26 protein-coding genes and 1 pseudogene are annotated in these 24,244 nt (G+C 67.5%); 11 read left to right on the top strand and 16 right to left on the bottom strand.

Going from position 1 to position 24,244, the window contains the following annotated elements; genetic code table 11:
• Together AWC08_RS39720 and AWC08_RS39205 are read left to right on the top strand one after the other, a co-directional pair.
• Positions 1 to 193: pseudogene (locus AWC08_RS39720) on the top strand (hypothetical protein); the annotation flags it as partial.
• Positions 194 to 259: 66 nt separating this feature from the next.
• A complete protein-coding gene (locus AWC08_RS39205; RefSeq protein ID WP_419196918.1) occupies positions 260 to 946 on the top strand; it encodes a PGRS repeat-containing protein in 687 nt (228 codons plus the stop codon).
• A 20-nt stretch (positions 947 to 966) separates the two neighbouring features.
• Here the strand turns inward: AWC08_RS39205 and AWC08_RS23690 are convergent, their stop codons facing one another.
• On the bottom strand, positions 967 to 1,680 hold the full coding sequence (locus AWC08_RS23690; RefSeq protein WP_069434447.1) for a FadR/GntR family transcriptional regulator: 714 nt from the start codon (positions 1,678 to 1,680) through the stop codon (positions 967 to 969).
• Between the two features lie 73 nt (positions 1,681 to 1,753).
• Here AWC08_RS23690 and AWC08_RS23685 point away from each other — a divergent pair, with 73 nt between their 5' ends.
• Genes AWC08_RS23685 through AWC08_RS23675 form a run of 3 tightly spaced genes read left to right on the top strand, consistent with a single transcriptional unit; the run spans position 1,754 to position 4,916 of the window.
• Positions 1,754 to 2,704 carry a hypothetical protein gene (locus tag AWC08_RS23685; protein WP_069434448.1) on the top strand — a complete coding sequence of 317 codons (951 nt, stop codon included), beginning with the start codon at positions 1,754 to 1,756 and terminating at the stop codon, positions 2,702 to 2,704.
• Positions 2,701 to 3,042: a hypothetical protein gene (locus AWC08_RS23680; RefSeq protein ID WP_065132189.1), complete on the top strand. Its 342-nt coding sequence runs from the start codon at positions 2,701 to 2,703 to the stop codon at positions 3,040 to 3,042. Before AWC08_RS23685 ends, AWC08_RS23680 begins: the two co-directional genes overlap by 4 nt.
• Positions 3,039 to 4,916 carry a GMC family oxidoreductase N-terminal domain-containing protein gene (locus AWC08_RS23675; RefSeq protein WP_069434449.1) on the top strand — a complete coding sequence of 626 codons (1,878 nt, stop codon included), beginning with the start codon at positions 3,039 to 3,041 and terminating at the stop codon, positions 4,914 to 4,916. Before AWC08_RS23680 ends, AWC08_RS23675 begins: the two co-directional genes overlap by 4 nt.
• On the opposite strand, the gene regX is transcribed toward AWC08_RS23675, so the two are convergent.
• The 6 genes from regX to AWC08_RS23645 all read right to left on the bottom strand — a co-directional run bounded on the left by regX (position 4,913) and on the right by AWC08_RS23645 (position 10,942).
• The gene (gene regX, locus AWC08_RS23670) at positions 4,913 to 5,596 is read right to left on the bottom strand and encodes a two-component sensory transduction protein RegX (protein WP_065132191.1); all 684 of its coding nucleotides are present in this window, start codon (positions 5,594 to 5,596) and stop codon (positions 4,913 to 4,915) included. The genes AWC08_RS23675 and regX overlap by 4 nt on opposite strands.
• The gene (locus tag AWC08_RS23665) at positions 5,596 to 6,831 is read right to left on the bottom strand and encodes a sensor histidine kinase (protein WP_142283762.1); all 1,236 of its coding nucleotides are present in this window, start codon (positions 6,829 to 6,831) and stop codon (positions 5,596 to 5,598) included. Before AWC08_RS23665 ends, regX begins: the two co-directional genes overlap by 1 nt.
• 134 nt (positions 6,832 to 6,965) lie before the next feature.
• The gene (locus AWC08_RS23660; RefSeq protein ID WP_065132193.1) at positions 6,966 to 7,721 is read right to left on the bottom strand and encodes a phosphoglyceromutase; all 756 of its coding nucleotides are present in this window, start codon (positions 7,719 to 7,721) and stop codon (positions 6,966 to 6,968) included.
• A 13-nt stretch (positions 7,722 to 7,734) separates the two neighbouring features.
• Positions 7,735 to 8,244, bottom strand: coding sequence for a type III secretion system chaperone family protein (locus AWC08_RS23655; RefSeq protein ID WP_065132194.1), 510 nt, complete (start codon positions 8,242 to 8,244; stop codon positions 7,735 to 7,737).
• A complete protein-coding gene (mshA, locus tag AWC08_RS23650; protein WP_414855577.1) occupies positions 8,241 to 9,560 on the bottom strand; it encodes a D-inositol-3-phosphate glycosyltransferase in 1,320 nt (439 codons plus the stop codon). The genes AWC08_RS23655 and mshA overlap by 4 nt, the downstream gene beginning before the upstream one ends.
• A gap of 65 nt (positions 9,561 to 9,625) precedes the next feature.
• A complete protein-coding gene (locus AWC08_RS23645; protein WP_142283761.1) occupies positions 9,626 to 10,942 on the bottom strand; it encodes an ROK family transcriptional regulator in 1,317 nt (438 codons plus the stop codon).
• Positions 10,943 to 11,123: 181 nt separating this feature from the next.
• Here AWC08_RS23645 and AWC08_RS23640 point away from each other — a divergent pair, with 181 nt between their 5' ends.
• Positions 11,124 to 11,882 (top strand): SDR family oxidoreductase, encoded by a 759-nt coding sequence (locus tag AWC08_RS23640; protein WP_069434450.1) that lies wholly within the window; start codon positions 11,124 to 11,126, stop codon positions 11,880 to 11,882.
• Here the strand turns inward: AWC08_RS23640 and AWC08_RS23635 are convergent.
• Both AWC08_RS23635 and AWC08_RS23630 read right to left on the bottom strand, forming a co-directional pair.
• Positions 11,860 to 13,197 carry a L,D-transpeptidase gene (locus AWC08_RS23635; RefSeq protein WP_232007998.1) on the bottom strand — a complete coding sequence of 446 codons (1,338 nt, stop codon included), beginning with the start codon at positions 13,195 to 13,197 and terminating at the stop codon, positions 11,860 to 11,862. The two genes, AWC08_RS23640 and AWC08_RS23635, sit on opposite strands and share 23 nt — an antisense overlap.
• Positions 13,198 to 13,279: 82 nt before the next feature.
• Positions 13,280 to 14,374, bottom strand: a complete 1,095-nt coding sequence (locus AWC08_RS23630) for a UDP-N-acetylmuramate dehydrogenase (protein ID WP_069434451.1) — start codon at positions 14,372 to 14,374, stop codon at positions 13,280 to 13,282.
• A 40-nt stretch (positions 14,375 to 14,414) separates the two neighbouring features.
• Between AWC08_RS23630 and AWC08_RS23625 the strand changes: the two genes are divergently transcribed.
• The 3 genes from AWC08_RS23625 to AWC08_RS23615 are packed head-to-tail and all read left to right on the top strand — an operon-like array spanning position 14,415 to position 16,874.
• Positions 14,415 to 14,966, top strand: coding sequence for a DUF2505 domain-containing protein (locus AWC08_RS23625; protein ID WP_069434452.1), 552 nt, complete (start codon positions 14,415 to 14,417; stop codon positions 14,964 to 14,966).
• Between the two features lie 28 nt (positions 14,967 to 14,994).
• Positions 14,995 to 15,825, top strand: a complete 831-nt coding sequence (locus AWC08_RS23620; protein ID WP_065132210.1) for a carbon-nitrogen hydrolase family protein — start codon at positions 14,995 to 14,997, stop codon at positions 15,823 to 15,825.
• Complete coding sequence (locus AWC08_RS23615; protein ID WP_065132200.1) at positions 15,822 to 16,874, top strand: LmeA family phospholipid-binding protein; 1,053 nt, start codon at positions 15,822 to 15,824, stop codon at positions 16,872 to 16,874. Before AWC08_RS23620 ends, AWC08_RS23615 begins: the two co-directional genes overlap by 4 nt.
• A gap of 12 nt (positions 16,875 to 16,886) precedes the next feature.
• Here AWC08_RS23615 and deoC read toward each other — a convergent pair whose 3' ends face one another.
• From deoC to AWC08_RS23585, 6 genes are all read right to left on the bottom strand, one after another.
• Complete coding sequence (gene deoC / locus AWC08_RS23610; protein WP_069434453.1) at positions 16,887 to 17,561, bottom strand: deoxyribose-phosphate aldolase; 675 nt, start codon at positions 17,559 to 17,561, stop codon at positions 16,887 to 16,889.
• Positions 17,561 to 17,992 (bottom strand): DUF2599 domain-containing protein, encoded by a 432-nt coding sequence (locus tag AWC08_RS23605; protein WP_069434454.1) that lies wholly within the window; start codon positions 17,990 to 17,992, stop codon positions 17,561 to 17,563. The genes deoC and AWC08_RS23605 overlap by 1 nt, the downstream gene beginning before the upstream one ends.
• A gap of 3 nt (positions 17,993 to 17,995) precedes the next feature.
• Positions 17,996 to 18,286 carry a DUF2516 family protein gene (locus tag AWC08_RS23600; protein WP_065132203.1) on the bottom strand — a complete coding sequence of 97 codons (291 nt, stop codon included), beginning with the start codon at positions 18,284 to 18,286 and terminating at the stop codon, positions 17,996 to 17,998.
• Positions 18,287 to 18,426: 140 nt separating this feature from the next.
• Positions 18,427 to 19,065, bottom strand: coding sequence for a heparin-binding hemagglutinin HbhA (gene hbhA, locus AWC08_RS23595; protein ID WP_065132204.1), 639 nt, complete (start codon positions 19,063 to 19,065; stop codon positions 18,427 to 18,429).
• 187 nt (positions 19,066 to 19,252) lie between these two features.
• Positions 19,253 to 19,669: a helix-turn-helix domain-containing protein gene (locus AWC08_RS23590; RefSeq protein ID WP_065132205.1), complete on the bottom strand. Its 417-nt coding sequence runs from the start codon at positions 19,667 to 19,669 to the stop codon at positions 19,253 to 19,255.
• A gap of 89 nt (positions 19,670 to 19,758) precedes the next feature.
• The gene (locus AWC08_RS23585) at positions 19,759 to 21,120 is read right to left on the bottom strand and encodes a DUF445 domain-containing protein (protein WP_372511606.1); all 1,362 of its coding nucleotides are present in this window, start codon (positions 21,118 to 21,120) and stop codon (positions 19,759 to 19,761) included.
• A gap of 139 nt (positions 21,121 to 21,259) precedes the next feature.
• Between AWC08_RS23585 and AWC08_RS23580 the strand changes: the two genes are divergently transcribed.
• Positions 21,260 to 21,973, top strand: coding sequence for a TetR/AcrR family transcriptional regulator (locus tag AWC08_RS23580; RefSeq protein WP_065132206.1), 714 nt, complete (start codon positions 21,260 to 21,262; stop codon positions 21,971 to 21,973).
• Between the two features lie 162 nt (positions 21,974 to 22,135).
• Positions 22,136 to 22,999 (top strand): cyclopropane mycolic acid synthase PcaA, encoded by an 864-nt coding sequence (pcaA, locus tag AWC08_RS23575; RefSeq protein WP_065132207.1) that lies wholly within the window; start codon positions 22,136 to 22,138, stop codon positions 22,997 to 22,999.
• Positions 23,000 to 23,183: 184 nt separating this feature from the next.
• On the opposite strand, the gene AWC08_RS23570 is transcribed toward pcaA, so the two are convergent.
• Positions 23,184 to 24,047, bottom strand: coding sequence for a 3-hydroxybutyryl-CoA dehydrogenase (locus AWC08_RS23570; protein ID WP_069434455.1), 864 nt, complete (start codon positions 24,045 to 24,047; stop codon positions 23,184 to 23,186).
• Between the last annotated feature and the right edge of the window lie 197 nt (positions 24,048 to 24,244).

Genomic DNA, 24,244 nt, shown 5'->3' with positions numbered 1-24,244 from the left:
GGACGGGAGGTTGTGGGGCAACGGCGGTGCCGGGGGCACCGGTGGTAGCGGCGGCAACGTCGCCGGTGTCGCCGCCAACGGGGGTGCCGGCGGCGGTGGCGGATTATTGTTCGGCGACGGCGGTGCCGGCGGCGGCGCCGGCATCGGATTCAACGGTTTGCCCGGGGCCGGCGGCAGCGGCGGAACCGCCGGCTTCTTGATCGGCAACGGCGGCGATGGCGGATTCGGCATCACCGGTGGAGCCGCCGGCAAGGCCGGGGTGCTGATCGGCAATGGCGGTGACGGCGGCGTCGACACCGGTCAGTCCGGCACCAGCGCCGGATTCTTCTTCGGCAATGGCGGCGCTGGTGCCAACGCCCTGGCCGGCGGGGTTGGCGGCGGCAACGGCGGCAACGGCGGGTTGATCGGCGACGGTGGGGTCGGCGGCCGGGGCGCCAACAGTAGCGTCGGCGCCGCCGGGGGCAATGGTGGCAACGGCGGACTGCTGTACGGCAACGGAGGTACCGGCGGAAACGGCGGCAATGCTTCAGGCGTCGGCGGGGTTGCCGGCGGCGGCGGCCGGGGCGGCGCCGCCACCGGCCTGTTCGGATCCGGAGGCGCCGGCGGGCTGGGCGGGAACGCACCCGCCAACGGAACTGGCGGCGGCGGCGGAGCCGGCGGATCCGCCGCAGGCTTCGGCAATGGCGGTCGCGGCGGAACCGGGGGCAACGGCAACTTCGTCGGCAGCGGTGGTGCGGGCGGCGACGCCAAATTCATCGGCAACGGCGGCGCCGGAGGAAACGCCGGGACCGGCGGCAACTTCGACGCGGTCGGCGGTGGTGGCGGCAATGCGTGGTTGATCGGCGACGGCGGCAACGGGGGGAACGGTTTTGGCCTGGCGCCCGGCGGCACCGGCGGTACCGGTGGGCTGTTGTACGGCCGGTACGGGACGAACGGTACGCCTTAGCGACGGTCCTCCGGCCGGCCTCAGGAGCCCCGGTAGGCCATGACCATCCGCAGTGCGCTGGCGTTCAGGTATGCCTCCACAGCTACAGCGGCCCCGGTCGCGTCGCGGGCGGTCACCGCGTCGGTGATCGCTCGCAGGTCTGCGACCACGGGCTCGGGGTCGTCATAGGCGCGGGTGAGTTCGTGTTCGCGACCCCCGAACGCGTCCTCCACCCAGCGGTACAGCAAACCTAACGCCCGGTTGCGGGTGCTGTGGATGAGCACGTGGAAGTAGGACAGGTCGGCCGCCTGGCGGGCGCCGGCAGTCTCCGCCGCCCGCACCTCGGCCAGGGCGGCGGCCAACGCCGAGTGATCCTCGGGATCGCTGCGCTGTGCGGCCAGCCGCCCGATCACCGGACCCAGTGCCGCCCGGACTTCAAGGAGTTCGACCAGAAACTCCGGACCCAACTTGCGCACGAGGGCTTCCACCACCACCGGATGGGTGAGACCCGCGGGGTCGCGCACCACACTGCCGCTGCCCTGCCGGACATCGATCAACCCCATCTGCTGAAGGCGGGCCAGGCCCTGGCGCAACGAAGTTCTGTTCACGCCGAGCTGATCGGCAAGTTCCCGCTCGGGCGGCAGCGTCGATCCGGGCGGGAACGCGCCATCGAGGATGGCGTCGGCGATCGACGCGGCGATCTGCTCGTCGACGCGCTGGCGATCCGGCGGCGGTATTGGGATTGATTGGTTCATTGGCTCAACCAATACAGTAAGCTGACCGCCAAACAGCCACAACCGGTGCGCGTGTCCAAGCGGAGGTAACACAGTGGACGACGAAATGCGATCGGCCGCGAGTCCGCGGTGGCGGGGCGCGCCGGGACGCCTCGAAGTGTGGTACGCCACCCTTTCGGATCCGGCGACACGCGCCGGACTGTGGGTGCACTGCGAGACGGTGGCGCCCACGGTGGGTGCGCCGTACGCCCACGGCTGGGCGACCTGGTTCCCACCACAGGGGCCGCCTCGTACCGAGCGCTTCGGCCCTGAACCCGTGCAACCCGCCACGGGCGAACTGTGGTTCGATGCGGCCGGCGCCCTGGTGGGTCCCGAACGACTCACCGGACGTTCCGGGTCATTGGCCTGGGACCTGTCCTGGAAGGACACTGCAGCGCCGCTGTGGACATTTCCCCGCCTGGTCTGGGAACGCGAGATACTGCCCGGCGCGCAGGTGGTGCTGGCTCCCACGGCCGACTTCACCGGCGCGCTCACCATCGATGACACCACCCTCCCGGTCGACCGCTGGCGCGGCAACGTCGCCCACATCTACGGGCACGGCAACGCCAAGCGCTGGGGCTGGATCCACGCCGACCTGGGTGAGGGCGACGTAATGGAAGCGGTCACCGCCGTGTCGCACAAACCCGGACTGAATCGCCTGGCCCCGCTGGCCTTCGTCCGCTTCCGGATCGACGGAAAAGACTGGCCTGCAAGCGTTTTGCCGTCTCTGCGGATGCGGACGACGCTTGGCCTGGAGCACTGGCAGATGGAAGGCCGCATCGGCCGCCGTGAGGTGCTGATCCGGGTCGACCAGCCGAACGAACGGTGCGTGAGCCTGCAATACACAGATCCCGACGGCGGCGCCTGCGTGTGCACCAACACCGAGCAGGCCGACGTCTACATCGAGCTCGGCGATCGCCGGTGGTCGCTGAAAGGCACTGGTCACACCGAAGTCGGTCTGCGCGGACAGCAGGCACCGCCCGTCAACGAAAGGACCCCGTCATGAGCTTCGCCCTCGACCCCCCACTTCTCTTCGCGTCCGGGCTGCTCATCGAGCGGCGCCTGCCCCCCGAGCGTCGCGATGTCGCCGAGGCCGCCGTGCTGGGTGTCTTCTTCGCCGGGTCGTTCGGCCTCTACAACAACGTGCCAGGGCTGGGTTTCCTGTGGCGTCCGTTCCGCGCGGAAAACGGCCGCGACTTCATGTGGAACTCCGGCGCTTTCAACCTGGACACCGCCGAGTTGGACTGGCCGGCGCACGCCGCCGCCGGCGGCATCTTCGCCACCTACCCGTTCTTCCTCAAGCTCGGGCGCGCCCTCGGGCGGCGGGTCTCCGCGCGCTCATGAGCAGGCTCGCGGATCGAGTCAGCCGCTCCTCGATAGCGTCCTTCGGCACCGCACTGCTACCGCAGGAGCATGGTGGGCCCACCTCTGCAGAGTTCGCCGAACGCGTCGACCGGTACCTGTCGCGCATCCCCGCCACGTCGCGACTCGCGGTGCGGGCCGGGTTGTTCTCGCTGGCGGCGGCGAGCTACCTGACTACCGGACGGTCGATGGCGCGACTCGGCCCCGGCGAACGCGAGCAGGTGCTGCATCGCATCGCGGCCCTGAACGCCGAGGCGGGCGCCGCGGTCGAGGGCATGAAGGTGATCAGCCTCCTGGCTAACGGCGCGGATACCTATGCGGCTGAACTGCTTTCACGCGCCCAGGCGGACGCGGCGGTGCGCCCGGACGCGGTCCTGGACGTCACCCGCTCGGCCGACAGTGCCTCCGTCGTCACCACCGATGTGGTGATCGTCGGTTCTGGCGCGGGCGGCGCGATGGCGGCCCGCACCCTGGCCCGGGCCGGCCTTGCGTCCGTCGTGCTGGAGGAGGGACGTCGCTGGACGGTCGAGGAGTTCCGCACCACCCATCCCATCGACCGCTACGCCGGCCTGTACCGGGGCGCCGGGGCCACCATCGCCCTGGGCCGCCCGGCGGTCGTGCTGCCGATGGGCCGGGCGGTCGGGGGCACCACCGTCGTGAATTCGGGCACCTGTTTCCGCCCGCCGGACGCGGTGCAGCGCCACTGGCGCGACAAGTTCGGTTTGGGGTTTGCCGACCCGGACCGGCTGCGGGCGCACCTCGACGAGGTCGAGCGCACACTGCAGGTCGCACCGGTGCCACTGGATGTGATGGGGCGCAACGGAAATCTTCTCCTGGACGCCGCCGGCGCACTGGGCTGGCAGGCGGCACCCATCCCCCGCAACGCACCAGGCTGCGACGGCTGTTGTCAGTGCGCGATCGGTTGTCCGCACAACGCCAAATTCGGGGTGCATCTCAATGCACTGCCGCAGGCGTGCGCGGCCGGGGCGCGCATCATCTCCGAAGCGCGCGTCGAACGGGTCTTGGTCGAGGGCGGTCGCGCGCGCGGAGTACGGGCCCGCCGGCCCGACGGCACCGCGATCGACGTCCTCGCCGAGACGGTGATCATCGCAGCCGGTGCAACGGAGACGCCAGTGTTGTTGCGGCGCAGTGATATTGGATTCCATCCGCGGATGGGTCGCAATCTTGCGCTGCATCCGGCGTCGGTGCTGGCCGGGCGCTTCGAGGACGATGTGTATGCGTGGCGCGGCGTGCTGCAGAGCGCGGCTGTGCACGAATTCCACGAGTCCGACGGCGTGCTGATCGAGGCCACGTCCACGCCACCGGGCATGGGGTCGATGGTGTTTCCGGGCTACGGCGCGGAGCTGTTGCGCTGGCTCGACCGGGCACCCCAGGTGGCGACGTTCGGCGCGATGGTGGCCGACCAGGGGGTCGGTTCGGTGCATTCGGTGCGCGGCGAGACGGTGGTCCGTTACGACATCGCGCCGGCTGATATCGCCAAGTTGCGGGTGGCGTTGCAGGCGATGGGCAAATTGTTGTTCGCCGCCGGCGCGGTCGAGGTGCTCACCGGACTGCCCGGTGGCGCGACGGTGAAGTCGGAGGCCGAACTCCGAGATGTGCTGGCCCGCACCAACCCTCGCAGCCTGCACCTGGCCGCCTTCCATCCGACGGGGACGGCGGCCGCCGGTGCCGACGAGCAGATCTGCCCGGTCGATGCGACCGGCCGCCTGCGCGGTGTGAACGGCGTGTGGGTTGCGGACGCTTCGATCCTGCCCAGCTGTCCGGAGGTGAACCCGCAGGTCTCGATCATGGCGCTGGCGCTGGCCGTGGCGGACGAGGTGGTTGCGGCCCGCTAACCCTCTAGCTTGTAACCCAACCCACGCACCGTGACCAGGTGCACCGGGTTGGCCGGGTCCGCCTCGATCTTCGAGCGCAGGCGCTTGACGTGCACGTCGAGCGTCTTGGTGTCACCGACATAATCGGCGCCCCACACCCGATCGATCAACTGGCCCCGGGTCAGCACCCGCCCGCTGTTGCGCATGAGATACTCAAGCAAGTCGAATTCCTTGAGCGGCAATGTGATTGCGTCACCGTTCACCGATACGACGTGCCGTTCGACATCCATCCGGACCGGCCCGGACTCGAGAACTCCGTCGCTGATCTCCGAGTCGTCGTCGCCGCCGCGGCGCAGCACCGCCCGGATACGGGCGATCAGTTCGCGGGCCGAATACGGCTTGGTCACGTAGTCGTCGGCCCCCAGCTCCAGACCGACCACCTTGTCGATCTCGCTGTCGCGCGCGGTCACCATGATCACCGGCACGCCGGAGCGGGCACGCAACTGCTTACACACGTCGGTTCCCGACATGCCGGGCAGCATGAGGTCCAGCAGCACAATGTCGGCACCGGACCGGTCGAATTCGGCCAGCGCTGACGGTCCGTCGTTCACCACCGTGGCCTCGAAGCCTTCCTTACGGAGCAGAAAAGCCAACGGATCGGCCAACGACTCCTCGTCTTCAACAATCAATACGCTCGTCATCAGCGGCTCAGCTCTTCCTCTCGTTGTTGCCTAGGCCTGATCTCACGGCCCAGCGATTGCTCGGGTTCTTGATTGATGTCATCCGGCGCAGACGGCGAGCCGAACGCCGGGATGGACAACGTGAACGTCGATCCGGTCCCCGGCTTGCTCCACACGCCAATACTGCCGCCGTGGTTGGCCGCGACGTGCTTGACGATCGCCAGCCCCAGTCCACTGCCGCCGGTGGCGCGCGAACGCGCCTTGTCACCGCGGAAGAAACGCTCGAATACGCGCTCCTGGTCTTCCAGCGCGATTCCGATGCCCCGATCGGTGACTGCGACCTCGATGTTGTCGCCGCGGCGGCGCCGGCTGATCGACACCAGCGATCCCCGCGGGGAGTAGGCGATCGCGTTGGACACCAGGTTGGCCAGCGCCGTTACCAGCAGTGTCTGGTCGCCCAGCACCTGCAGTCCGCTCGGCGCGTCGGTACGGATCTCGATGTCGGCGTTCTCCGCAGCCACCTTGTGCCGCGAAATCGCTTCCGACACCACCGTGTCGATGTCTACAGCGCTCACGTTGGACAACCGCTCGGCGCCCTGCAAGCGCGACAGCTCGATCAGTTCGGCCACCATGTCACCCAGCCGGTTGGCCTCGATCAGCACCTTCTCGGCGAAGCGCCGAACCGTCTCGGTGTCATCGGCGGAGGCCAACAGGGCCTCGGCGAGCAAAGTCATGGCGCCCACGGGCGTCTTGAGCTCGTGGCTCACGTTGGCCACGAAATCACGCCTGGTCGCCTCCATGCGGGCGTAGTCGGACTGATCGTGGACGAACACCACGGCGAATCGGCGGTCTTCCTCGCTCAGCAGCCGGGCGTGTCCATGTACCGACAGTCCGGACCTGCCGCCCGCTCGCTTGACCGGAGCCAGGTCGAATTCGACATCCTCACCGCCCAGCGCCTGCTGCGCGGCCTTCCACGCGGCGTCGTCGAGCTGCCGGTCGCGCACCAAACCGAGTTCCCTGGCGCGATCGTTGAGATATACGACGTCACGGTGGGTATCCACCACCGCCGCACCCATGGGCATCAGGGCGACGATCCGTTGCAGCATCTGGGCGACGGTGATACCCGTCCCGTCGGTGGCGGCGCCGTGGCGGTGTTGCCCCGCCTGCTTCGCCAGCCGGGCGCCCACCACGATGCCTACGGCCAGTGCCAGTCCGGACAGAACCCCGGCCAGCAACAGTGCCGAGAACACAGTCACATACAAAATCCTACAAATCGGGTGAACACAGCCCTAGCGGAGCACGGCTAAAACCGGACAAGTCACACGCTGCGGTACAGGTGTTCCGCTGTCGTTAACGGGATGTTCAGCAAACGGTCCGTTGCGGGCCGCAATCAGCCTTTTGCCGCGCCCTGGCTGGCCACGGCCGCGGCACCGGCGGCAGCTGCCTCGGGGTCCAGGTAAGTCCCGCCGGGGACCTTCGGGCGCAGCTGCTCGTCCAGGTCGTAGCGCAGGGGAATGCCGGTCGGGATGTTCAGGCCCACGACGTCCTCGTCGGACATCTGGTCCAGATACTTGACCAGCGCGCGCAACGAATTGCCGTGCGCGGCGATCAGTACCGTCTTGCCGGTGCGCAGCTCCGGGACGATGACGTCGGTGTAGTACGGCAGGAAGCGCGCCACGACGTCGGCAAGGCACTCGGTGAGCGGCCCGCCGCTGATGTTCGCATAGCGCGGGTCGGCGTCCTGGCTGAACTTGCTGCCCTTCTCGATGGCCGGTGGGGGTGTGTCGTAGCTGCGCCGCCAGGCCATGAACTGCTCTTCACCGTAGCGCTGCTTTGTCTCCGCCTTATCCAGGCCCTGCAACGCGCCATAGTGGCGCTCGTTGAGTCGCCAGCTGCGGTGCACCGGAATCCACAACCGGTCGGCGGCGTCGAGAGCCAGGTGCGCGGTGCTGATCGCGCGCCGCAGCAACGAGGTGTAGAGCACGTCGGGCAACAGACCCTGCTCGGCCAGCAGCTCGCCGCCACGCACCGCCTCGGCGCGACCCTTCTCGGTTAGGCCGACGTCAACCCAGCCGGTGAAGAGATTGAGGGCGTTCCATTCGCTCTCGCCATGGCGCAGCAGTACCAGCGTGGCAGTGTCTCCCATGCCGGCAAGTCTCTCACGCAGTCTCGTCGTCTTCGTCTATCAGGTGCGCGAATGCCTCCAGGTTCTTCAGCGACTCACCGCGCGATACCCGCCACTCCCACTCTTTCTGAATGGACGAGCGAAATCCCAACTCCAGCAACGTATTGAAGTCCGAATCGACCGCCTCGAGCACCTGACCGAGCACCCGGTCGAGCTCGTCGGCGCTGACCGAGGCCAGCGACATCCGCCCGACGAGGTAGATGTCGCCGACCTTGTCCAGGGTGTAGGCGACCCCGTAGAGCCGGCGGTTGCGCTTGAGCAGGAACCGGTAGACGCCCTCGTGGTTCTCGTCGGGTTTGCGGCAGACGAACGCCTCCACCCGCACCGAATGCTCGCCGATACTCAGAATCGTGTTCGTCTTGAGCCTGCGCTCGCCGGGCAGCTCCACAATGATTCCCGGCAGCCCGCCGCGGGCCCCGGCGTGTTTGGAGTAGTTCAGCTCGCTGGCCCGCAGCGCGTCCTCGATCACCTGTTCCACACTCATGCGCCCACCCCCCGCCGGGCCGACCAGCGCCGCGGCTTGCGCTTGGCGACGAGGTCGCGCACCCGGCGCTGACGTCCGGCGCTGAAGTCGTCGATGGCGCGCCGGTAGCTGGTCAGCAGCGCGTCGGTGGTGTTCTCCCAAGAGAACGTGGCGGCGTGCTTGGCTGCGGCCCGGCTCATCGCCCAGCCCTGCGGGCCGGCACTGACGCGCAGCAGTCGATCGATGGCCTCGGCCCACTGGCCCACCTCGTGCCCCGACACCAACGTCCCCGTGATGCCGTCGCGCACCGCCACCGGCAGCCCGCCCACCGCGGCGGCCACCACCGGCGTGCCGCAGGCCTGCGCCTCCACCGCGACCAAGCCGAACGATTCCGAATAACTCGGCACCGCCACCAGATCGGCCGCGTGGAACAACCTGGCCAGATCTTCGCGCGACTGTGGCGGCAGGAAGGTCACCCGCGAAGCGATGCCGAGTTCATCGGCAAGTCGTGCCAAGCCATCCGGGGAGGCCAGGCCGCTGCCGGACGGCCCGCCGGCCACGATGATGCGCACCCCCGGCAGCCGCGCCGCCGCACGCAGCACGATATCGGGTGCCTTCAGCGGTTGGATGCGTCCGACGAAGGCCACCACCGGCTCGTCGGGCGACAGCCCCAACCTGGTCCGGGCCGCCGCCCGGTCACCCGGGCGAAAGACCTCCAGGTCAACCCCGGGATGTACCACATCGATCCGTGCCGGATCCGCGTGATGCAACGAAATCAATTGCCGCGCTTCATCTTCGGTGTTCACGATGAGCCGGTCCGCCTCGTCGACGACCTGCTGTTCGCCCACCGTGCGCAACGGCGGCTCGGGGATGTCGCCCGCGGCCAGCGCGGCGTTCTTCACCGCGGCCAGCGTGTGCGCGGTATGCACCAACGGCACCGCCCAACGGTCTCGGGCGAGCCAGCCGATCTGACCGGACAACCAGTAATGGGAGTGCACGATGTCGTAATAACCCGGCTCGTGCGCGGCTTCGGCGCGCAGCACGCCGGCGGCGAAGGCGCACAGCTGGGTCGGCAAATCGTACTTGTCCAGGCCCTCGAACGGCCCCGCGACCACATTGCGGACCAGCACACCCGGTGCGGCCCGCACCACCGGCGGGTCGGCGGAGGCGGTGGCCCGGGTGAAGATCTCCACCTCGATGCCGCGTTTGGCCAGGTGCAGCGCGCTTTGCAGAACGTAGACATTCATGCCGCCGGCGTCACCGGTGCCAGGCTGTGCCAGCGGCGAGGTGTGCACCGCGAGCAGGGCTACCCGGCGTGGTTCGTCGTCGTAACGCACACTGTCATCTTTACAGGACGCGCCAAAGCGTAAGCCCGGCCGCATGGGTTGCGCAGCTCAGACCCCTACTTGGCGATAGCCTCGGGCTCGGTGTCCGCAAGCCGGCTGCCCAGTGCTCCCGATCGGCGCATCGCCCCCAGCGGGTCGGCGTAGAGCCCGTCCAGTGACACGATCCCCGCTCCGGCCTCCTGGACGCGGTTGCCGAAAGCGGTGACGCGGATGTCGCGCGGCGCCAGCACGGAGCGCTCGGCGAAAGCGGCCTCCACTTCGGCCATCCCCTCCGGATACTCGGTGAACGCCTGGCCGCCGACCACCACTTCGTCGGGGTTGAGCATGTCGCGCAGTAGTGCAACGGCCCCGCCGAGGACCCGCGCCCGCTCGGACAGCAATTCCCGTGCCTGCTCACTGCCGGCTCGCGCCACACGCAGCAGGTCGGTCATCGCGGTCGTCGACGCGCCGGGACGAATAGCTGGGGCCAGCTCGGGCAGGATCCGGAGCCGACGGGCGGCCGCCAGTACGGCCTCGTCGCTGACGGTGGATTCCAGCTGCCCGGAGCCGCCGAGCAGCTCCGATTGCACGGGCAGTGGCGCGATGGTCCCCGGACCGCTGGCCGGGCAGTGCACCCGTCCGCCGATCACCAGCGCGTAGCCCACGGTCTCGCGGGCATACACGTACAGGCTGGTCGACGTGCCCGGCGCGAACCGCCGCATGCCCAGCAGCAGTTCCGCTCCGGCCATGGCGTCAACGTGGGACGCAACCGACACGGGCAGGCCGAGCGCATCAGCCAGCACCGGGCCGACCGGCGCCTGCCGCCAGCCCAGCCGGGGGTGATCGACCAGACCGGTGGCGCTGTCGACGGTGCCGCCGATCGCCACGCCGGCCCACAGCGCACGCCGCCGGTGCCAGCGGCGCAGGTAGCGGCTGGCGCTGTGGGACAGCGACGTTAGGGCAGGCCCCGCGGCATTGAGCGGCGTGGGCGTCTCGACGGTGTCCAGCGTGCGGCCGAACAGGTCGGTGGCGACGATGCTGGTGGTGCGCGCCCCGACGTGGATGCCGAGCGTGACGAAGGGCTCGTGGTTGACCTCGACCGGTACCCGCGGGCGTCCGATCGCCCCGGAAACCGCGAGGTCGGCGCGTTCGCGCAGCAGTCCGGCGTCGAGCAACGCGATGACCTGACGGTTCACCGTTGCGATGCTCAAAGAGGTGACATTGGCGATGACGTCGCGACCGACGGGCCCGCGCAACCGCACCGCGCGGAACACCGATGCCGCCGCCGAATCGCCGATGTGTAAAGCCGGGGGCACGACCTGACGGTACGCCCGCAACGGTCCGTTATGCCCGGTGCGGCTGTGCGATTGGTGGGTGAGAGTAGTCGAGTGCACTGGCAGTCCTTTTACGAGTTCCGATGGCCGGGTCCCTGGCCACACCCGCGACTTGCGTCAGTTCAGGCGCGGCAAAGTGCGCGACAACAACACGCGCCCGCGTAGATACACGCGGTCGTCGTGCGGAACGAGGCACTGCAGTACACCCCGAAAATTTAGCACGTTTATTACAGTTGTCCCGATGAGTTCCCCCGAACCGCACCAACCCGTCGCCGTGGTGACCGGAGCCAGTTCCGGGATCGGCGAAGCCACCGCCAAAACACTTGCAGCACAAGGCTTTCACGTCGTTCCAGTGGCACGGCGGGCCGATCGGATCAAGGCACTGGCGCAGCAGATCGGGGGCACCGCCGTTGTGGCCGACGTCACAAAGGACGACGATGTGGCCGCGTTGGCCCATGGACTGGACCGGGTCGACGTGCTGGTCAACAACGCCGGTGGCGCGAAGGGCCTGGCGCCGGTGGCCGATGCCGACATGGAGCACTGGCGCTGGATGTGGGAGACCAACGTGCTGGGCACCTTACGGGTGACGCGGGCACTGCTGCCCAAGCTGATCGAGTCCGGCGACGGCCTGATCGTCACGGTGACTTCTATTGCGGCCCTTGAGATTTACGACGGCGGGGCGGGCTACACCGCGGCCAAGCATGCCCAGGGCGCATTGCACCGCACGCTGCGCGGCGAACTTTTGGGTAAGCCGGTGCGACTCACCGAGATAGCACCCGGCGCCGTGGAGACCGAGTTCTCGCTGGTTCGGTTCGACGGGGATGAGCGACGCGCGGACGCCGTCTACGCGGGGATGACTCCGCTGGTCGCCGCCGACATCGCCGAGGTCATCGGGTTCGTGGCGTCGCGGCCCCCGCATGTGAATCTGGACCAGATCATCATCCGGCCCCGCGACCAGGCGTCAGCGACCCGGAGGTTCAACCACCTGGCCCCGAGCTAGGCGAAGTCGTCGTCGTAGTCGTCGTCGGCGTGCCCGACAGGCTCGGTGCCGTCGACGGGGTCGCGGGCGCCGTCACGGGAATCTGCGTTCCCGGGGCACGCCCCGACGGAGCCGGCAACGCCGACATCCCCACCCAGGTGTCCCAGTCCACGGCCCAGTCCCAGATGTCGCCATCGGCGTAGGAGAGCTGGATGGAACTCCCGGTCACCTCGACGGGGTCGCCGTACATCGCGGTTGGGAAATATTCCGCCGCGTCGGCCGTCGACAGGTTGATGCAGCCGTTGGTGACGTTGCTGTTGCCCTGCGCGCCGGCACTGGACGGGTTGGCATGGATGAACTCACCGTTGTTGGAGATCCGCACCGCCCAACGCTCGTGCACGTTGCTGTAACCCGCCGCCGGGTTGGACATATAGAAGTCGGCGTACTTCTCGGTGACGACGTGGATGCCGTTGCGGGTGACATTGCGGGCCTTGTCGGCCTCGCCGTAGCTGCACGGGAAGTCCATGATGACGCCGGCGTCGGTGACCACCTGGATGCGGTGGGAGGTGACCTCAGCCTTGACGATCTGCCGCCGGCCGATCTGGATGTTCAACGACATGTCCTGCAGGCCGTAAGCGCCGTCGCCGAACGGCAGCCCGTAGAACTTCGCATCAACGTTGACGGTGGTGCCGGCCGGGTAGTACTCCTTGGGCCGGTAGTGGATGCGGGCGCCCTGGGACTCATCGGGCAACCACGCCCAGCTGCCCTCGACCGGCGGATTGGTCTTGATGGTCAGCGCCCGCTCGACGGCCGCCTTGTCGCTGATCGGGGCGTCGAACTGGATGATGATGGGGGCCGCGATCCCGACCGTCTGACCGTCGGCCAACTGGAACCCGCCGTCGACCTTCTTCTTCGGCGTAACGGTGATGAACTTGCCCGTCACCGGAATGGCCTTCCCATCATGACCGACTGCAGAACCGCTCCAGGTGTAAGTGGTGTCGTAACCCAGCGGCTCGGTGGTCATGAAGACGGTGCGGTCCTGGTTGAAGGTGCCTGCAACAGGCTTGCCGGCCGAGTTCGTCAGGGCAACCTTCTGGAACCATCCGTCGGTGATGCTCACGCTGATCGGCGCGATCGGGACCACGTCTTCGGTGGCGTTGGCAGGCTGATACGTCAGCTTGGGCGCGGCCGGCGGCTTCTTCTCAGATTGCGGAGTGATCTTGCCTCCGGCGCAAGCGGCCAGGACGCCCGGCGCGAACACGCCGAGGCCGATGGCCGCCAAAGCCGCGCGCCGGGTCATCGGCCCTTGGCTCGAGGGGGTGCTGGAGGTGGTCACAAACGTCAAAGATACCGGGCGAAACACCCTCTGCCCCACAGCAAAGACGTGCGGCGGGGCTTCGCGCGCACGCAAATAGCAGCTATAAAGCACATCCGACCAGTACAGGCTCGGGTACCAGTGTGATACCAAACACGTCACGAACTCCGTCCCGGACGGTGCGAGCAAGTAGTATCACGTCCTCCGCGGTCGCGTTACCCCGGTTGGTGAGGGCGAGCGCGTGCTTGGTGGACAGCCGGCAGGGCGCGTTCTCGTCGGGGAACCCTTTCCCGAAACCGGCGCGTTCGACCAGCCAGCCGGCGGCCAGCTTGACGCCGTCCGGCGCCGGATAGCTGGGCACCGGCCCGTCGATCGTTGCCGCCAGCCGCTGGTAGTCCCGCGTCGAGACCACCGGGTTGGTGAAGAACGAGCCCACGCTCCAGGTGTCGTGGTCCGCGGCGTCCAGCACCATTCCCTTGCGGGCCCGCAGTGCCAGCACCGCCGCCCGAACCGCCTGCGGGTCACCACGCTCCCCGCTGGCCACCCCCAGTGCCGACGTCAACTCCCCGTAGCGCAGCGGCGCGCTGCGCCCGCTGGCGTCCAACGCGAACTCAACCTCCAGGACGACGGCGGGCAGTTGCAGTCCGTCGGCCCGCTTGAGCACGCTGGTGCGATACCCGAACCCCAACTCTTCGGCGGGCGCCCAGCGCACCTCGCCACTGTGTCGATCCAGCAACCGGACCCGGGTGATGGTGTCGGATACCTCCACGCCGTACGCACCGACGTTCTGCACCGGCGTGGCTCCGGCCGAACCCGGAATGCCCGACAGGCACTCCAGGCCGCCCAGACCGTGCTCGATGGATCGGAGCACCACGTCGTCCCAATCCGCGCCCGCCCCGGCCCGCAGCAGGTTCCCGTCGACGGTGATGCCGGCGTTGGCCAGCCTGACGACGGTGAGGTCCGGAAGGCCGTTGCCGATCACCAAATTGGAGCCGCCAGCAAACACCAGAACCGTGCCACCATCGAAGCCGTCGGCTTGAGCGTCCAACGCCCGCAACACCGCAACCACCTGATCGCTGCTGTCGCAGGTGATTACGCGTCGCGCCACTGGCCCCACCCGCAGCGTCGTCAATGGCGCAAGCGGCACCGACTCGGCCACGCGTGCCCCGGCAAATAACGAAGGGACTTGTCGTTTCATGTGCTCCGTTTCCTGGCCCGTAACGGTAGCGTTTTTGACTATGCCGCGTTCATTCGACATGTCGGCCGACTACGACGCCACGGTCAGAGACGTTCACCAGGCCTTCCATGACCTGGCTTACTGGCAGGGCAGGCTGGCCGAAACCCCGGTCGACGTAGCCAGTCTGGAGTCGATGCGGATCGGCGGCGAGTCCGGAGACGACGGCACCATCGAGGTGATCACGCACCAGACGATGCTCAACCAGAACCTGCCAGCGCTGGTCACGCAGTTGCATCGGGGTGATCTGTGCGTACGCCGCGAGGAGACGTGGGGCCCGATCAGGGACGGCATCGCCACCGCATCCATCGCGGGATCGATCGTCGGCGCGCCGGTCAACCTGTGGGGCACGGCGCTGCTGCAACCCGTCTCCGAGTCGAACCGTTCCAGGATCACGCTGCAACTCACCATCCAGGTGCGCGTGCCGTTCATCGGCGGCAAGCTGGAGCGGCTGATCGGCAACGAACTGGGCCAACTGGTGACCATCGAGCAGCGCTTCACGACTTCGTGGCTCAACAGCGCGGACGGATCGGCGGCGCGAAACGGGACCGGCTGAGCACCGTCACGTGCCTAAGCTGGCGTCCATGCGAGTCGCATTGGCCCAGATCCTGAGCGGCACCGACCCGGCCGCGAATCTGCGGCTGGTGCGCGAGTACGCGCAGCGCGCCGCCGACGCCGGCGCCGGCCTGGTGGTGTTCCCGGAAGCGACCATGTGCCGGTTCGGCGTTCCGCTGGGACCGGTCGCCGAGCCGGTCGACGGTCCGTGGGCCGACGGGGTCCGCGAAATCGCCGCCGACGCCGGAATCACCGTAGTGGCCGGCATGTTCGTCCCGTCCGGGGACGGGCGAGTCACCAATACGCTGATCGCGGTCGGTCCGGGCAAACCGAATGAGCCGGATGCCCGTTACGACAAGATCCACCTTTACGACGCGTTCGGCTTCGCCGAATCGCGCACCGTGGCGCCCGGCCGGCAACCGGTAGTGATCGAGATCGACAGCGTCCCGGTGGGTCTGACCCTGTGCTACGACATCCGGTTTCCGGCGCTGTACACCGAATTGGCCGACCGCGGAGCCCAGCTGATCGTGGTCTGCGCTTCCTGGGGCGCCGGGCCCGGCAAACTCGATCAGTGGACCCTGCTGGCCCGGGCACGAGCCCTGGATTCGACGAGTTTCGTCATCGCGGCCGGTCAGGCTGATCCCGGTGACACCCTGGGCGGCTCGACCGCGCCCACGGGCGTCGGGGGCAGCCTGGTGGCGTCGCCGCTGGGGGAAGTCGTGGCTTCCGCGGGCTCCCAGCCGGAACTGGTCGTCGCCGACATCGACCTCGAGGAGGTGGCGAAGGCCCGCGACAGCATCGGGGTGCTGCGCAACCGCTCAACCTTTATTCACAGCGATAGGGCAGAATCTCGAAGGTGACGACTCCGCAGGGACCACGCAACGAAGGCCCATCCGGTTGGGCACGTCCGGGCGATCAGGGACCGCTCGGCCGACCTCCGGCCCCCGCGGATCCTTCCACCGGGCGGCTGCATCCCGGCGACCCCCGCGGCGGCGGATTCGAACAGCAGCAGCCCCCGCCCGCGCCGCCGCCGCCACAGACCGAGCACCTGGCCGGCGCCAATGCCGACACGCGGCGCATCCCCCCGACGCCACCTCCCATGCCGGGCGCCGACCGCACCACCCCGATCGCCCCGCCGGCCGACGAAGCCGGCGAGGTCAAGAAGAAGAAGCGCTCACGTCGCGATCCACTCGCCATCCTGCTGGTGCTGATCATCGTGTTCTCGCTGGTAGTCGCGGGTCTGATCGGCGCCGAACTCTACGTCCGGCACGAAGCCAACAACCGGGTCGCCGCCGCGACCGCCTGCGTGGTGAAAGACCAGGCCACCGCGTCCTTCGGGGTGACGCCGCTGGTGCTGTGGCAGGTGGCCACCGACCACTACACGAACATCAAGATCGAGACGGCGGGTAACCAGATCCGCGACGCCAAGGGTATGAAGCTGCAACTGAACATCCAGGACGTCAACATCAACAAGACGTCCGAGTCCAAGGGGACGATCGGTGCGCTGGACGCCACCATCACCTGGACCGCCCAGGGCATCAAGGAGTCGGTGCAGAACGCGATCCCGATTCTTGGTGAGTTCGTCACCAGCAGCGTGATCACCCACCCCAAGGACAACACGGTGGAGCTGAAGGGCATGCTCAACGACATCGTCGCCAAGCCGGTGGTGACCGGTAATGGCGGCATCGAACTGCAGATCGTCAGTTTCAACACGCTCGGCTTCTCGCTGCCGAAGGAGTCCGTGCAGTCGACGCTCAACGAGTACACCGACAGCCTGACCAAGAATTACCCGCTGGGCGTCAAGGCCGAGAGCGTCGAGGTCACCGACAGCGGCGTGGTGGCACGCTTCGCCGCCCGCAACGCCACCATCCCGACCGGCAACACCGACCCCTGCCTGGCCGACCTGTGAGTTAGGCCCGGCCTAAGTCAGGCCGTCGAGCACGGCCCGGGTACCGGACAGACCCAGACGCGTCGCCCCGGCGTCCAGCATGGCCAGCGCGTCGGTGGCGCCACGGATGCCGCCGCTGGCCTTGACTCCCAACCGTCCGCCCACGGTCGCGGCCATCACTTCGACGGCGCGCACCGACGCACCGCCGGCGGGATGGAAGCCGGTCGAGGTCTTGACGAAATCGGCGCCGGCGTCTTCGGCCGCCCGGCATACGTCGGCCAGCGCGCGCTCGTCGCCCAGCGCAAGCAGCACCGCCGACTCCACGATCACCTTCAGCACCGCACCGGCCGCGGCGGCACGTACCGCGGCGACATCAGCCCGCACCGCGTCGAACCGGCCCGTCAAGGCCGCCCCGACGTCGATGACCATGTCGACCTCGACGGCGCCGGCAGCAACCGCGGCGGCCGCCTCCTGCGCCTTGATCGCGGACAGGTGCTTGCCCGACGGAAAGCCGGCCACCGCGGCGACGCGAACGCCGCCGTGGGCAACGGCGAACGGCACCATCGACGGCGAGACACACACGGCGTAGACCCCCAGATCGACGCCCTCGGCGACCAGCGCGGCTACGTCGGCCTCGCTGGCTTCGGGTTTGAGCAGGGTGTGATCGACCATCGCGGCCAGCTGCCGGCGGGTCGGCGGGCCGGCCATCAGAAGGGCTCTTCCGCGGCGCCCGGATTGCAGCGGGATGCCACCATCTCGGCGTCGTCGACGACGGGACGCCACGGCTCCAGGTTCCAGCTGATCTTGCCGGGCTGCGCGATCTCGGCGAACTGCCAATGACAGACGAACTGCGCGCGCATGCCGGGCGTGTCGGCATCCGGTGCCCGCCCCAGCACCTCCGACCAGGCTTCGTCGGCCGCTTGCGGATGGGCGCCAGCGATTGCCGACGCCCGGGCTGCGGCACGGCCCGAGGGACTCGGATAGACACGCAGGGTGGACAGGCTGCCCCAGGACGCCCATTCGGTGTGGTCCACGAACGGTGGCGACGCACCGTCGGGGCCGCCGGGATCAGCAACCGCGGGAACCGCGCCCAGCAGCGAAGCGAGCGCCGCTGCCGGCGCAATGAACACGAACTTCATCCGCTAGCGCGACTTACCCTGCACTTCGAGGAGCTTGGGACGCACGTCGACCAGATACACGCCGGTCGCGACCGCTGCCGCCGCTATCGCCATCACGCCGAAGATGCCGTACAGGATGGTGATCAGCGCCATGGCGCCACCGAGGATCACCAACCACAGGGGCTTGGTCTGCTTGTCGGCGGCGGTGTATGCGTCCGAACGTTGCAGTGCGGCGTGCACGAACGCATAGACCGTCGCGACTGCGACGGCGACCCACAGAACGAACATGACGGTACCTACGGCTTGCACGCTCATAAGACTATGCGGGCCGCCGCAAAAACGTCGACTCCAAGTCGCCGCAGTGCGGCGACTTGGAGTCGAGTGGTGTTTCTCTGGTCCAAGTCGCCGCAGTGCGGCGACTTGGAGTCGAGTGGTGTTCTCGGGCTACCCCGGACTTACTTCTGGGTGACCTTCTTGGCCGGAGCCTTCTTGGCGGGAGCCTTCTTGGCCGGAGCGGCCTTCTTGGCCGGAGCGGCCTTCTTAGCCGGAGCGGCCTTCTTGGCCGGAGCCTCCGCCTTCTTCGGCAACTCGATCCCGACCAGCTTGGCGGCACGCTCGCCCACGGCGCGGGTCTGCGAGGCAACGGTGCCCAGCGCTTCCTGGGTCAGCTCCACGGCCTGGTCGACGTAGCCCTCGGCACGCGCCGACGCGTCCTCGAAAGCCGACTGGCTGCGCAGCCGCTCCAGGGCGGCCTCGCCACGCTCGACCAGCTCGTTGTACCGGCTGGTGGCAGCCTCGACGTAGCCCTCGGCCGCCTTGCGCAGCTCCTCAGCGGTGAACCGCTCGCGCAACTCGGTGAACTGCTCGGGCAGGTCCTCCTGCAGCTTGGTCAGGCGAGCGCGGCTCTCCTCGACCCGGCTGCGGGTGTCGGTGCGGGTCTCCTCGGCGCGCTCGCGCAGGTTGCTGCGGGTCTCCTCGGCGCGCTCACGCAGGTTGGCGATCAGGTCGTTGACGGTGGCCAGGGCCAGGTCAGCCGCACCCAGCGCGGCAAGCAGCGGAGCTTTCAGGTCCTCGATGTTGGTGTTGTCAGCCATGGTGTTTCCTTTCCTTAGATATTCGATATCGGGGTTAGTGCTAAATGGTTGAAATTTGCGCAAGTCCGGCTCCTGTGGGCAGGAAATGTCAAGACCCGCGGATTGACATTGGTGCGCGACTTGCCGGAAACCTCCTGGATGGTCGGGTCAGTCGGGACCGTCGACTTCCGTGTCAGCCAGATCGCTGTCAGTCGTCGTCGGATTCGCTCGGACACTCCTCATGGTTGGCCTCGTTCTGCTGCGTGAACGACGTGTAGATGTCCAGCAGAACCTGCTTCTGACGCTCAGTGATGGCGGTGTCGGTGACGATGGCGTCACGCACCTGGCTCGCCTCTCTGGGCTCGAGAATGCCGGCCCGCACATAGAGCACCTCCGCGGAAACCCGTAGCGCCTTAGCGATCTGGGCCAGGACGTCGGCGGACGGCTTGCGCAGTCCACGCTCGACCTGGCTCAAATAAGGGTTGCTGACACCCGACCGTTCGGCAAGCTGCCGCATCGAGACCTGCGCCGTCTCGCGCTGCGACCTGATGAAGCTGCCGATGTCGGAGGCCACGTCAGAGGCTTTTGCGGACACCTTGGTGCCCAGCTTCTCCTCCGGCGTCATCGGTCACTCCTGCGTCAGATTTATGTTTGCTTTACGCCAATCAGGGTACGGAGGAGTGCTTGCTATTGCAAGCAGTCAGTTAGCACTTTTCAGAACAGCAGCTGCGCGATGGCATAGATGGCCAGACCGGCCAGCGCGCCCACGACGGTGCCGTTGATCCGGATAAACTGCAGGTCACGGCCCACATGCAGCTCAATTCGACGGCTGGCTTCCTGCGCGTCCCAGCGCTCGATCGTCTCAGTAATGATCGCTGTGATCTCTACCCCATATTGCGAAACCAGGTGCTGAGCGGCTCGCACCATCCAGCCGTCGACCTTGTCGCGCAGCCCTGCGTCGTCTCGCAGCGACGCCCCGATCCGGATCACGGTGTCGGCGATGCGGGTGCGCAGCGTGCTCGACGGGTCGTCGACACCCTCGAGTACCAGCCGCTTGAGCGTCGTCCACGCGGTCTCGGCGGCTTTCGCCACCTCGTCGCGGGCCATCAGCTGCTCTTTGACCGCGTCGGCGCGCGCGATCGTGTCGGGGTCGTTCTGCAGGTCGTCGGCGAACTCGAACAGGAACCGGGTGGCCGACCGACGCAGCTCGTGGTCAGGGTTGCGGCGCACCTTGTCGGTGAAGTCCATCAGCTCCCGGTGGATGCGGTCGCCCACGAGATGGTCGACGAAGCGGGGTGACCAGGTCGGAGAATCGCGCTCGACGACCCGCTGAATCACCACCCCGGCGTTCAGCGACCACTGAAAGGCCCGGTCCGCCAGCAACTGGATGAGGGCTTCCTGGCGGTTCTCGACCAGCAGCGTCTGCAGCACCCGGCCCACCGGCGGTCCCCACTGCGGCTCGGCGATGCGGCGCACGATCATCCGGTCGATCACCTGCTGGACGTCCTCGTCACGCAACAGTTCGACAAGGACGCGCAATACGGTCGCCACCTCACCGGCCACTCGCTGGGAATGGGTGGGCTCGGACAGCCACTTGCCCAGCCGACTGGGCACCTGGGCGTCGCGCAGTTTGGTCTCCACCACCTCCGCCGACAGGAAGTTCTCCCGGACGAAAGTGCCCAAGCCCTCACCGAGCTGGTCTTTCTTGCGCTTGATGATGGCGGTGTGCGGGATCGGAATGCCCAGCGGATGCTTGAACAGCGCGGTCACCGCGAACCAGTCCGCCAAGGCTCCCACCATGCCCGCCTCGGCCGCGGCCCCGACATAACCGACCCAGCCCGGCGCGGTGCCGTGCGCGTTGGCCCACCGACACACCAGGAACACCACGGTCGCGCCGATCAGGAAGCTCAGCGCCACCGCCTTCATTCGCCGCAGTGCAGTGCGCCGTTCGGCGTCGGCCTCGGGATCGGCACCGGCGAAAGACTCGGCGAGGGATGTGCGACCGCCCCGCCCCCCGCCCGGACCCGGCGGCGCAGCCGGGGGTGCCCCTGTCGTCAGGGCTCTGTGTGCCACCACACCATCATCCGCTATCAAAGCCACCGGTTAGTGTTACCCACACTGTTCGGAAGCCTCACGCGGTCCGTCGCTCCAGGCATCCGGGCCCCCGCAAGCCGTAGTATCGATGCGTCCAGGTAGTGAATGGGAAACGGCGACATTGGCACAACACATCCCGGCTCGGACCGCTAAGACCGATGGCCGTAAGCGGCGTTGGCACCAACACAAGGTCGACCGTCGCAATGAGTTGGTCGACGGCACGATCGAGGCGATCCGCCGGCAGAGCCGCTTTTTGAGCATGGACGAGATCGCGGCGGAGATCGGGGTCTCGAAGACCGTGCTCTACCGCTACTTCGTCGACAAAAACGACCTCACTACCGCGGTGATGATGCGATTCGCGCAGACCACGCTGATTCCCAACATGGCCGCTGCGCTGTCCTCCAACTTGGACGGCTACGACCTGACCCGGGAAGTCATACGGGTGTACGTCGATACGGTGGCGGCCGAGCCGGAGCCGTACGGATTCGTGATGGCGAACAGTTCTGGCAGCAAGAGCAAGGTGATCGCCGACTCGGAGCGCATCATTGCCCGCATGATCGCGGTGATGCTGCGCCGTCGCATGCGGGAGGCCGGCGTGGATGTCGGCGGGGTCGAGCCGTGGGCCTACCTCATCGTCGGTGGTGTGCAGTTGGCCACACATTCCTGGATGTCGGATCCACGGATGAGCAGTGACGAGTTGATCGACTACCTGACGATGCTCAGCTGGAGCGCGCTCTGCGGAATTGTCGAGGCAGGCGGGTCGCTGGAGAAGTTCCGGGCACAGCCGCACCCGTCGCCGACGGTGCCTGCCTGGGAGCAATTGAAACAGGGCTGAGGGCCCCGTGCGTCAGCCGTCACCGCTGCAAATGTGACGGAAGGAGTGCAACTACACACCACGGCAGCGGTTAGCATTCAGGGAATGCATCGGGGGCGCTGCAGGTATAACTGACGGATTTTGTCCGGGAGCACCCCGACAAACAGAAAGGCTGACATCGCAATGGCAGTGCAGCTCACGCCCCATTTCGGCAACGTGCAGGCGCACTACGACCTGTCCGATGAATTCTTCCGCCTGTTCCTCGACCCTACCCAGACGTACAGCTGTGCGTACTTCGAGCGCGAGGACATGACTCTGGAAGAGGCCCAGCTGGCCAAGATCGACCTGGCCCTGGGCAAGCTAAACCTGGAGCCCGGGATGACGCTGCTCGACATCGGCTGCGGCTGGGGCGCCACCATGCGGCGCGCGATCGAGAAGTACGACGTCAACGTGGTGGGCCTGACGTTGTCGGAGAACCAGGCCGCCCACGTCCAGAAGAAGTTCGACGAACTGGACACGCCCCGCACCAAGCGGGTGCTGCTGGAGGGCTGGGAGAAGTTCCACGAGCCGGTCGACCGCATCGTCTCGATCGGCGCCTTCGAACACTTCGGCCGCCAGCGCTACCCCCGCTTCTTCAAGATGGCCCACCAGGTGCTGCCCAGCGACGGCATCATGTTGCTGCATACGATCGTCCGGCCCACGTTCAAGGAAGCCAGGGCCAAGGGCCTGCCGCTGACCCATGAGATCGTTCACTTCAGCCAGTTCATCCTGGCCGAGATCTTCCCGGGCGGTTACCTACCGACGGTGCCGGTGGTCGAGGAACAGTCCGAAGCGGCGGGCTTCTCCTTGAAGCGGATCCAGTCCCTGCAACTGCACTATGCGCGGACGCTGGAGACCTGGGCAGCCGCGCTGGAGGCCAAGAAGGATCTGGCCATCGCGATCCAGTCGGAGAAGGTCTACGACCGATACATGAAGTACCTGACCGGTTGCGCGAAGCTGTTCCGCGAGGGATACACCGACGTCGACCAGTTCACCCTGGCGAAATAACCACTGGCCCGGCAACTTTCGCGGCTCGGTCAGCGCGCGCCGGCCGTAAGTCGCTCGACAGCGCCAAGAATACGAAGTAGTCCGGGATGGCGCTGACTTCGCTGTCGGTCAACGCGCGTACGGTGCGCACCCAGCTTCGTCGTGCCGCTACCGCGGCGTTGCCCGATCAGCCGGTGCTCTGCGGTCAGTAGGTATAGAAACCCCGGCCGGATTTCTTGCCCAGCAGACCCGCCTCGACCATCCGCTGCAACAGCGGCGGCGGGCCGTAGAGCGGTTCCTTGAACTCGTCGTACATCTTGTCCGCGATTAGCTTCAGGGTGTCCAGGCCGACCAGGTCGGACAGTTTGAGCGGCCCCATCGGGTGCGACAACCCGGCCACCACGGCCTTGTCGACGTCCTCCACGGTGGCGAACCCCGCCTCGACCATCCGGATCGCCGAGAGCAGGTAGGGCACAAGCAGGGCGTTCACCACGAAACCAGATCGGTCCGAGCAGCGCACGACCTGTTTGCCAAGGACTCCACTGGCGAACTCCTCAGTGCGGGCGGCAGCATCCTTGTCGGTGACCAGGGTGCTGACCAATTCGACCAGCGGCAGCACCGGCACGGGGTTGAAGAAGTGCAAACCCAAGACGCGCTGCGGGTTTTTGGTGGCGGCGGCGATTTTCATGATCGGGATGCTGGAGGTGTTGGAGGCCAGAACGGCCTGCGGATCGGTCACCACCCGGTCCAGCTCAGCAAACACCTGGGCCTTCACCGTCTCGTCTTCGACGATGGCCTCGATCACCAGCTGCCGGTCGGCCAGGTCGGCGAGATCGGTGGTGAACGTCAGCAGACCCAGCGCGCGGTCGCGCTCCCGCTCGGTGACCTTGCCGGCGCTGACGCCGCGTTCTAGGGACTTCGTGATGCGATTACGGCCGGCGGTGATCAGCGCATCGGTCGTCTCGAAGACCGTGACGGCGACGCCCGCCCGGACCGACACCTCGGCAATACCGGAGCCCATCTGCCCGGCCCCGATCACGCCCACTCGCTGGATTGCTGCGTCGCTCACTGTTGTCTCTCCCGAGTTTGTGGTTGCACCGCAATAGGCCCCGCCCAGGTTGGCTGGGCGGGGCCTACGCTACTTCATCTCCGCGGACCGCGAGCGTGACGTCATGGCGAGGATTCGGCTGGCAAATTCATACGGTCATTGCAACAACATGGATCTTAGGAGTTGCAATGCCAAGTGGTTACCCGCATCCGCCGGCG

It is taken from the genome of Mycobacterium gordonae, assembly GCF_002101675.1.
Taxonomy (GTDB): Bacteria; Actinomycetota; Actinomycetes; order Mycobacteriales; family Mycobacteriaceae; genus Mycobacterium; species Mycobacterium gordonae.
This window is presented reverse-complemented; position numbering and strand designations above follow the sequence as displayed.

Bases quoted from the DNA above. Each gene is read 5' to 3' on its own strand.
- AWC08_RS23690 (WP_069434447.1), bottom strand. From the start codon at position 1,680: ATGAACCAATCAATCCCAATACCGCCGCCGGATCGCCAGCGCGTCGAC.
- AWC08_RS23680 (WP_065132189.1), top strand. From the start codon at position 2,701: ATGAGCTTCGCCCTCGACCCCCCACTTCTCTTCGCGTCCGGGCTGCTC.
- AWC08_RS23675 (WP_069434449.1), top strand. From the start codon at position 3,039: ATGAGCAGGCTCGCGGATCGAGTCAGCCGCTCCTCGATAGCGTCCTTC.
- regX (WP_065132191.1), bottom strand. From the start codon at position 5,596: ATGACGAGCGTATTGATTGTTGAAGACGAGGAGTCGTTGGCCGATCCG.
- AWC08_RS23660 (WP_065132193.1), bottom strand. From the start codon at position 7,721: ATGGGAGACACTGCCACGCTGGTACTGCTGCGCCATGGCGAGAGCGAA.
- AWC08_RS23655 (WP_065132194.1), bottom strand. From the start codon at position 8,244: ATGAGTGTGGAACAGGTGATCGAGGACGCGCTGCGGGCCAGCGAGCTG.
- AWC08_RS23640 (WP_069434450.1), top strand. From the start codon at position 11,124: ATGAGTTCCCCCGAACCGCACCAACCCGTCGCCGTGGTGACCGGAGCC.
- AWC08_RS23630 (WP_069434451.1), bottom strand. From the start codon at position 14,374: ATGAAACGACAAGTCCCTTCGTTATTTGCCGGGGCACGCGTGGCCGAG.
- AWC08_RS23625 (WP_069434452.1), top strand. From the start codon at position 14,415: ATGCCGCGTTCATTCGACATGTCGGCCGACTACGACGCCACGGTCAGA.
- AWC08_RS23620 (WP_065132210.1), top strand. From the start codon at position 14,995: ATGCGAGTCGCATTGGCCCAGATCCTGAGCGGCACCGACCCGGCCGCG.
- deoC (WP_069434453.1), bottom strand. From the start codon at position 17,561: ATGGCCGGCCCGCCGACCCGCCGGCAGCTGGCCGCGATGGTCGATCAC.
- AWC08_RS23605 (WP_069434454.1), bottom strand. From the start codon at position 17,992: ATGAAGTTCGTGTTCATTGCGCCGGCAGCGGCGCTCGCTTCGCTGCTG.
- AWC08_RS23600 (WP_065132203.1), bottom strand. From the start codon at position 18,286: ATGAGCGTGCAAGCCGTAGGTACCGTCATGTTCGTTCTGTGGGTCGCC.
- hbhA (WP_065132204.1), bottom strand. From the start codon at position 19,065: ATGGCTGACAACACCAACATCGAGGACCTGAAAGCTCCGCTGCTTGCC.
- AWC08_RS23590 (WP_065132205.1), bottom strand. From the start codon at position 19,669: ATGACGCCGGAGGAGAAGCTGGGCACCAAGGTGTCCGCAAAAGCCTCT.
- pcaA (WP_065132207.1), top strand. From the start codon at position 22,136: ATGGCAGTGCAGCTCACGCCCCATTTCGGCAACGTGCAGGCGCACTAC.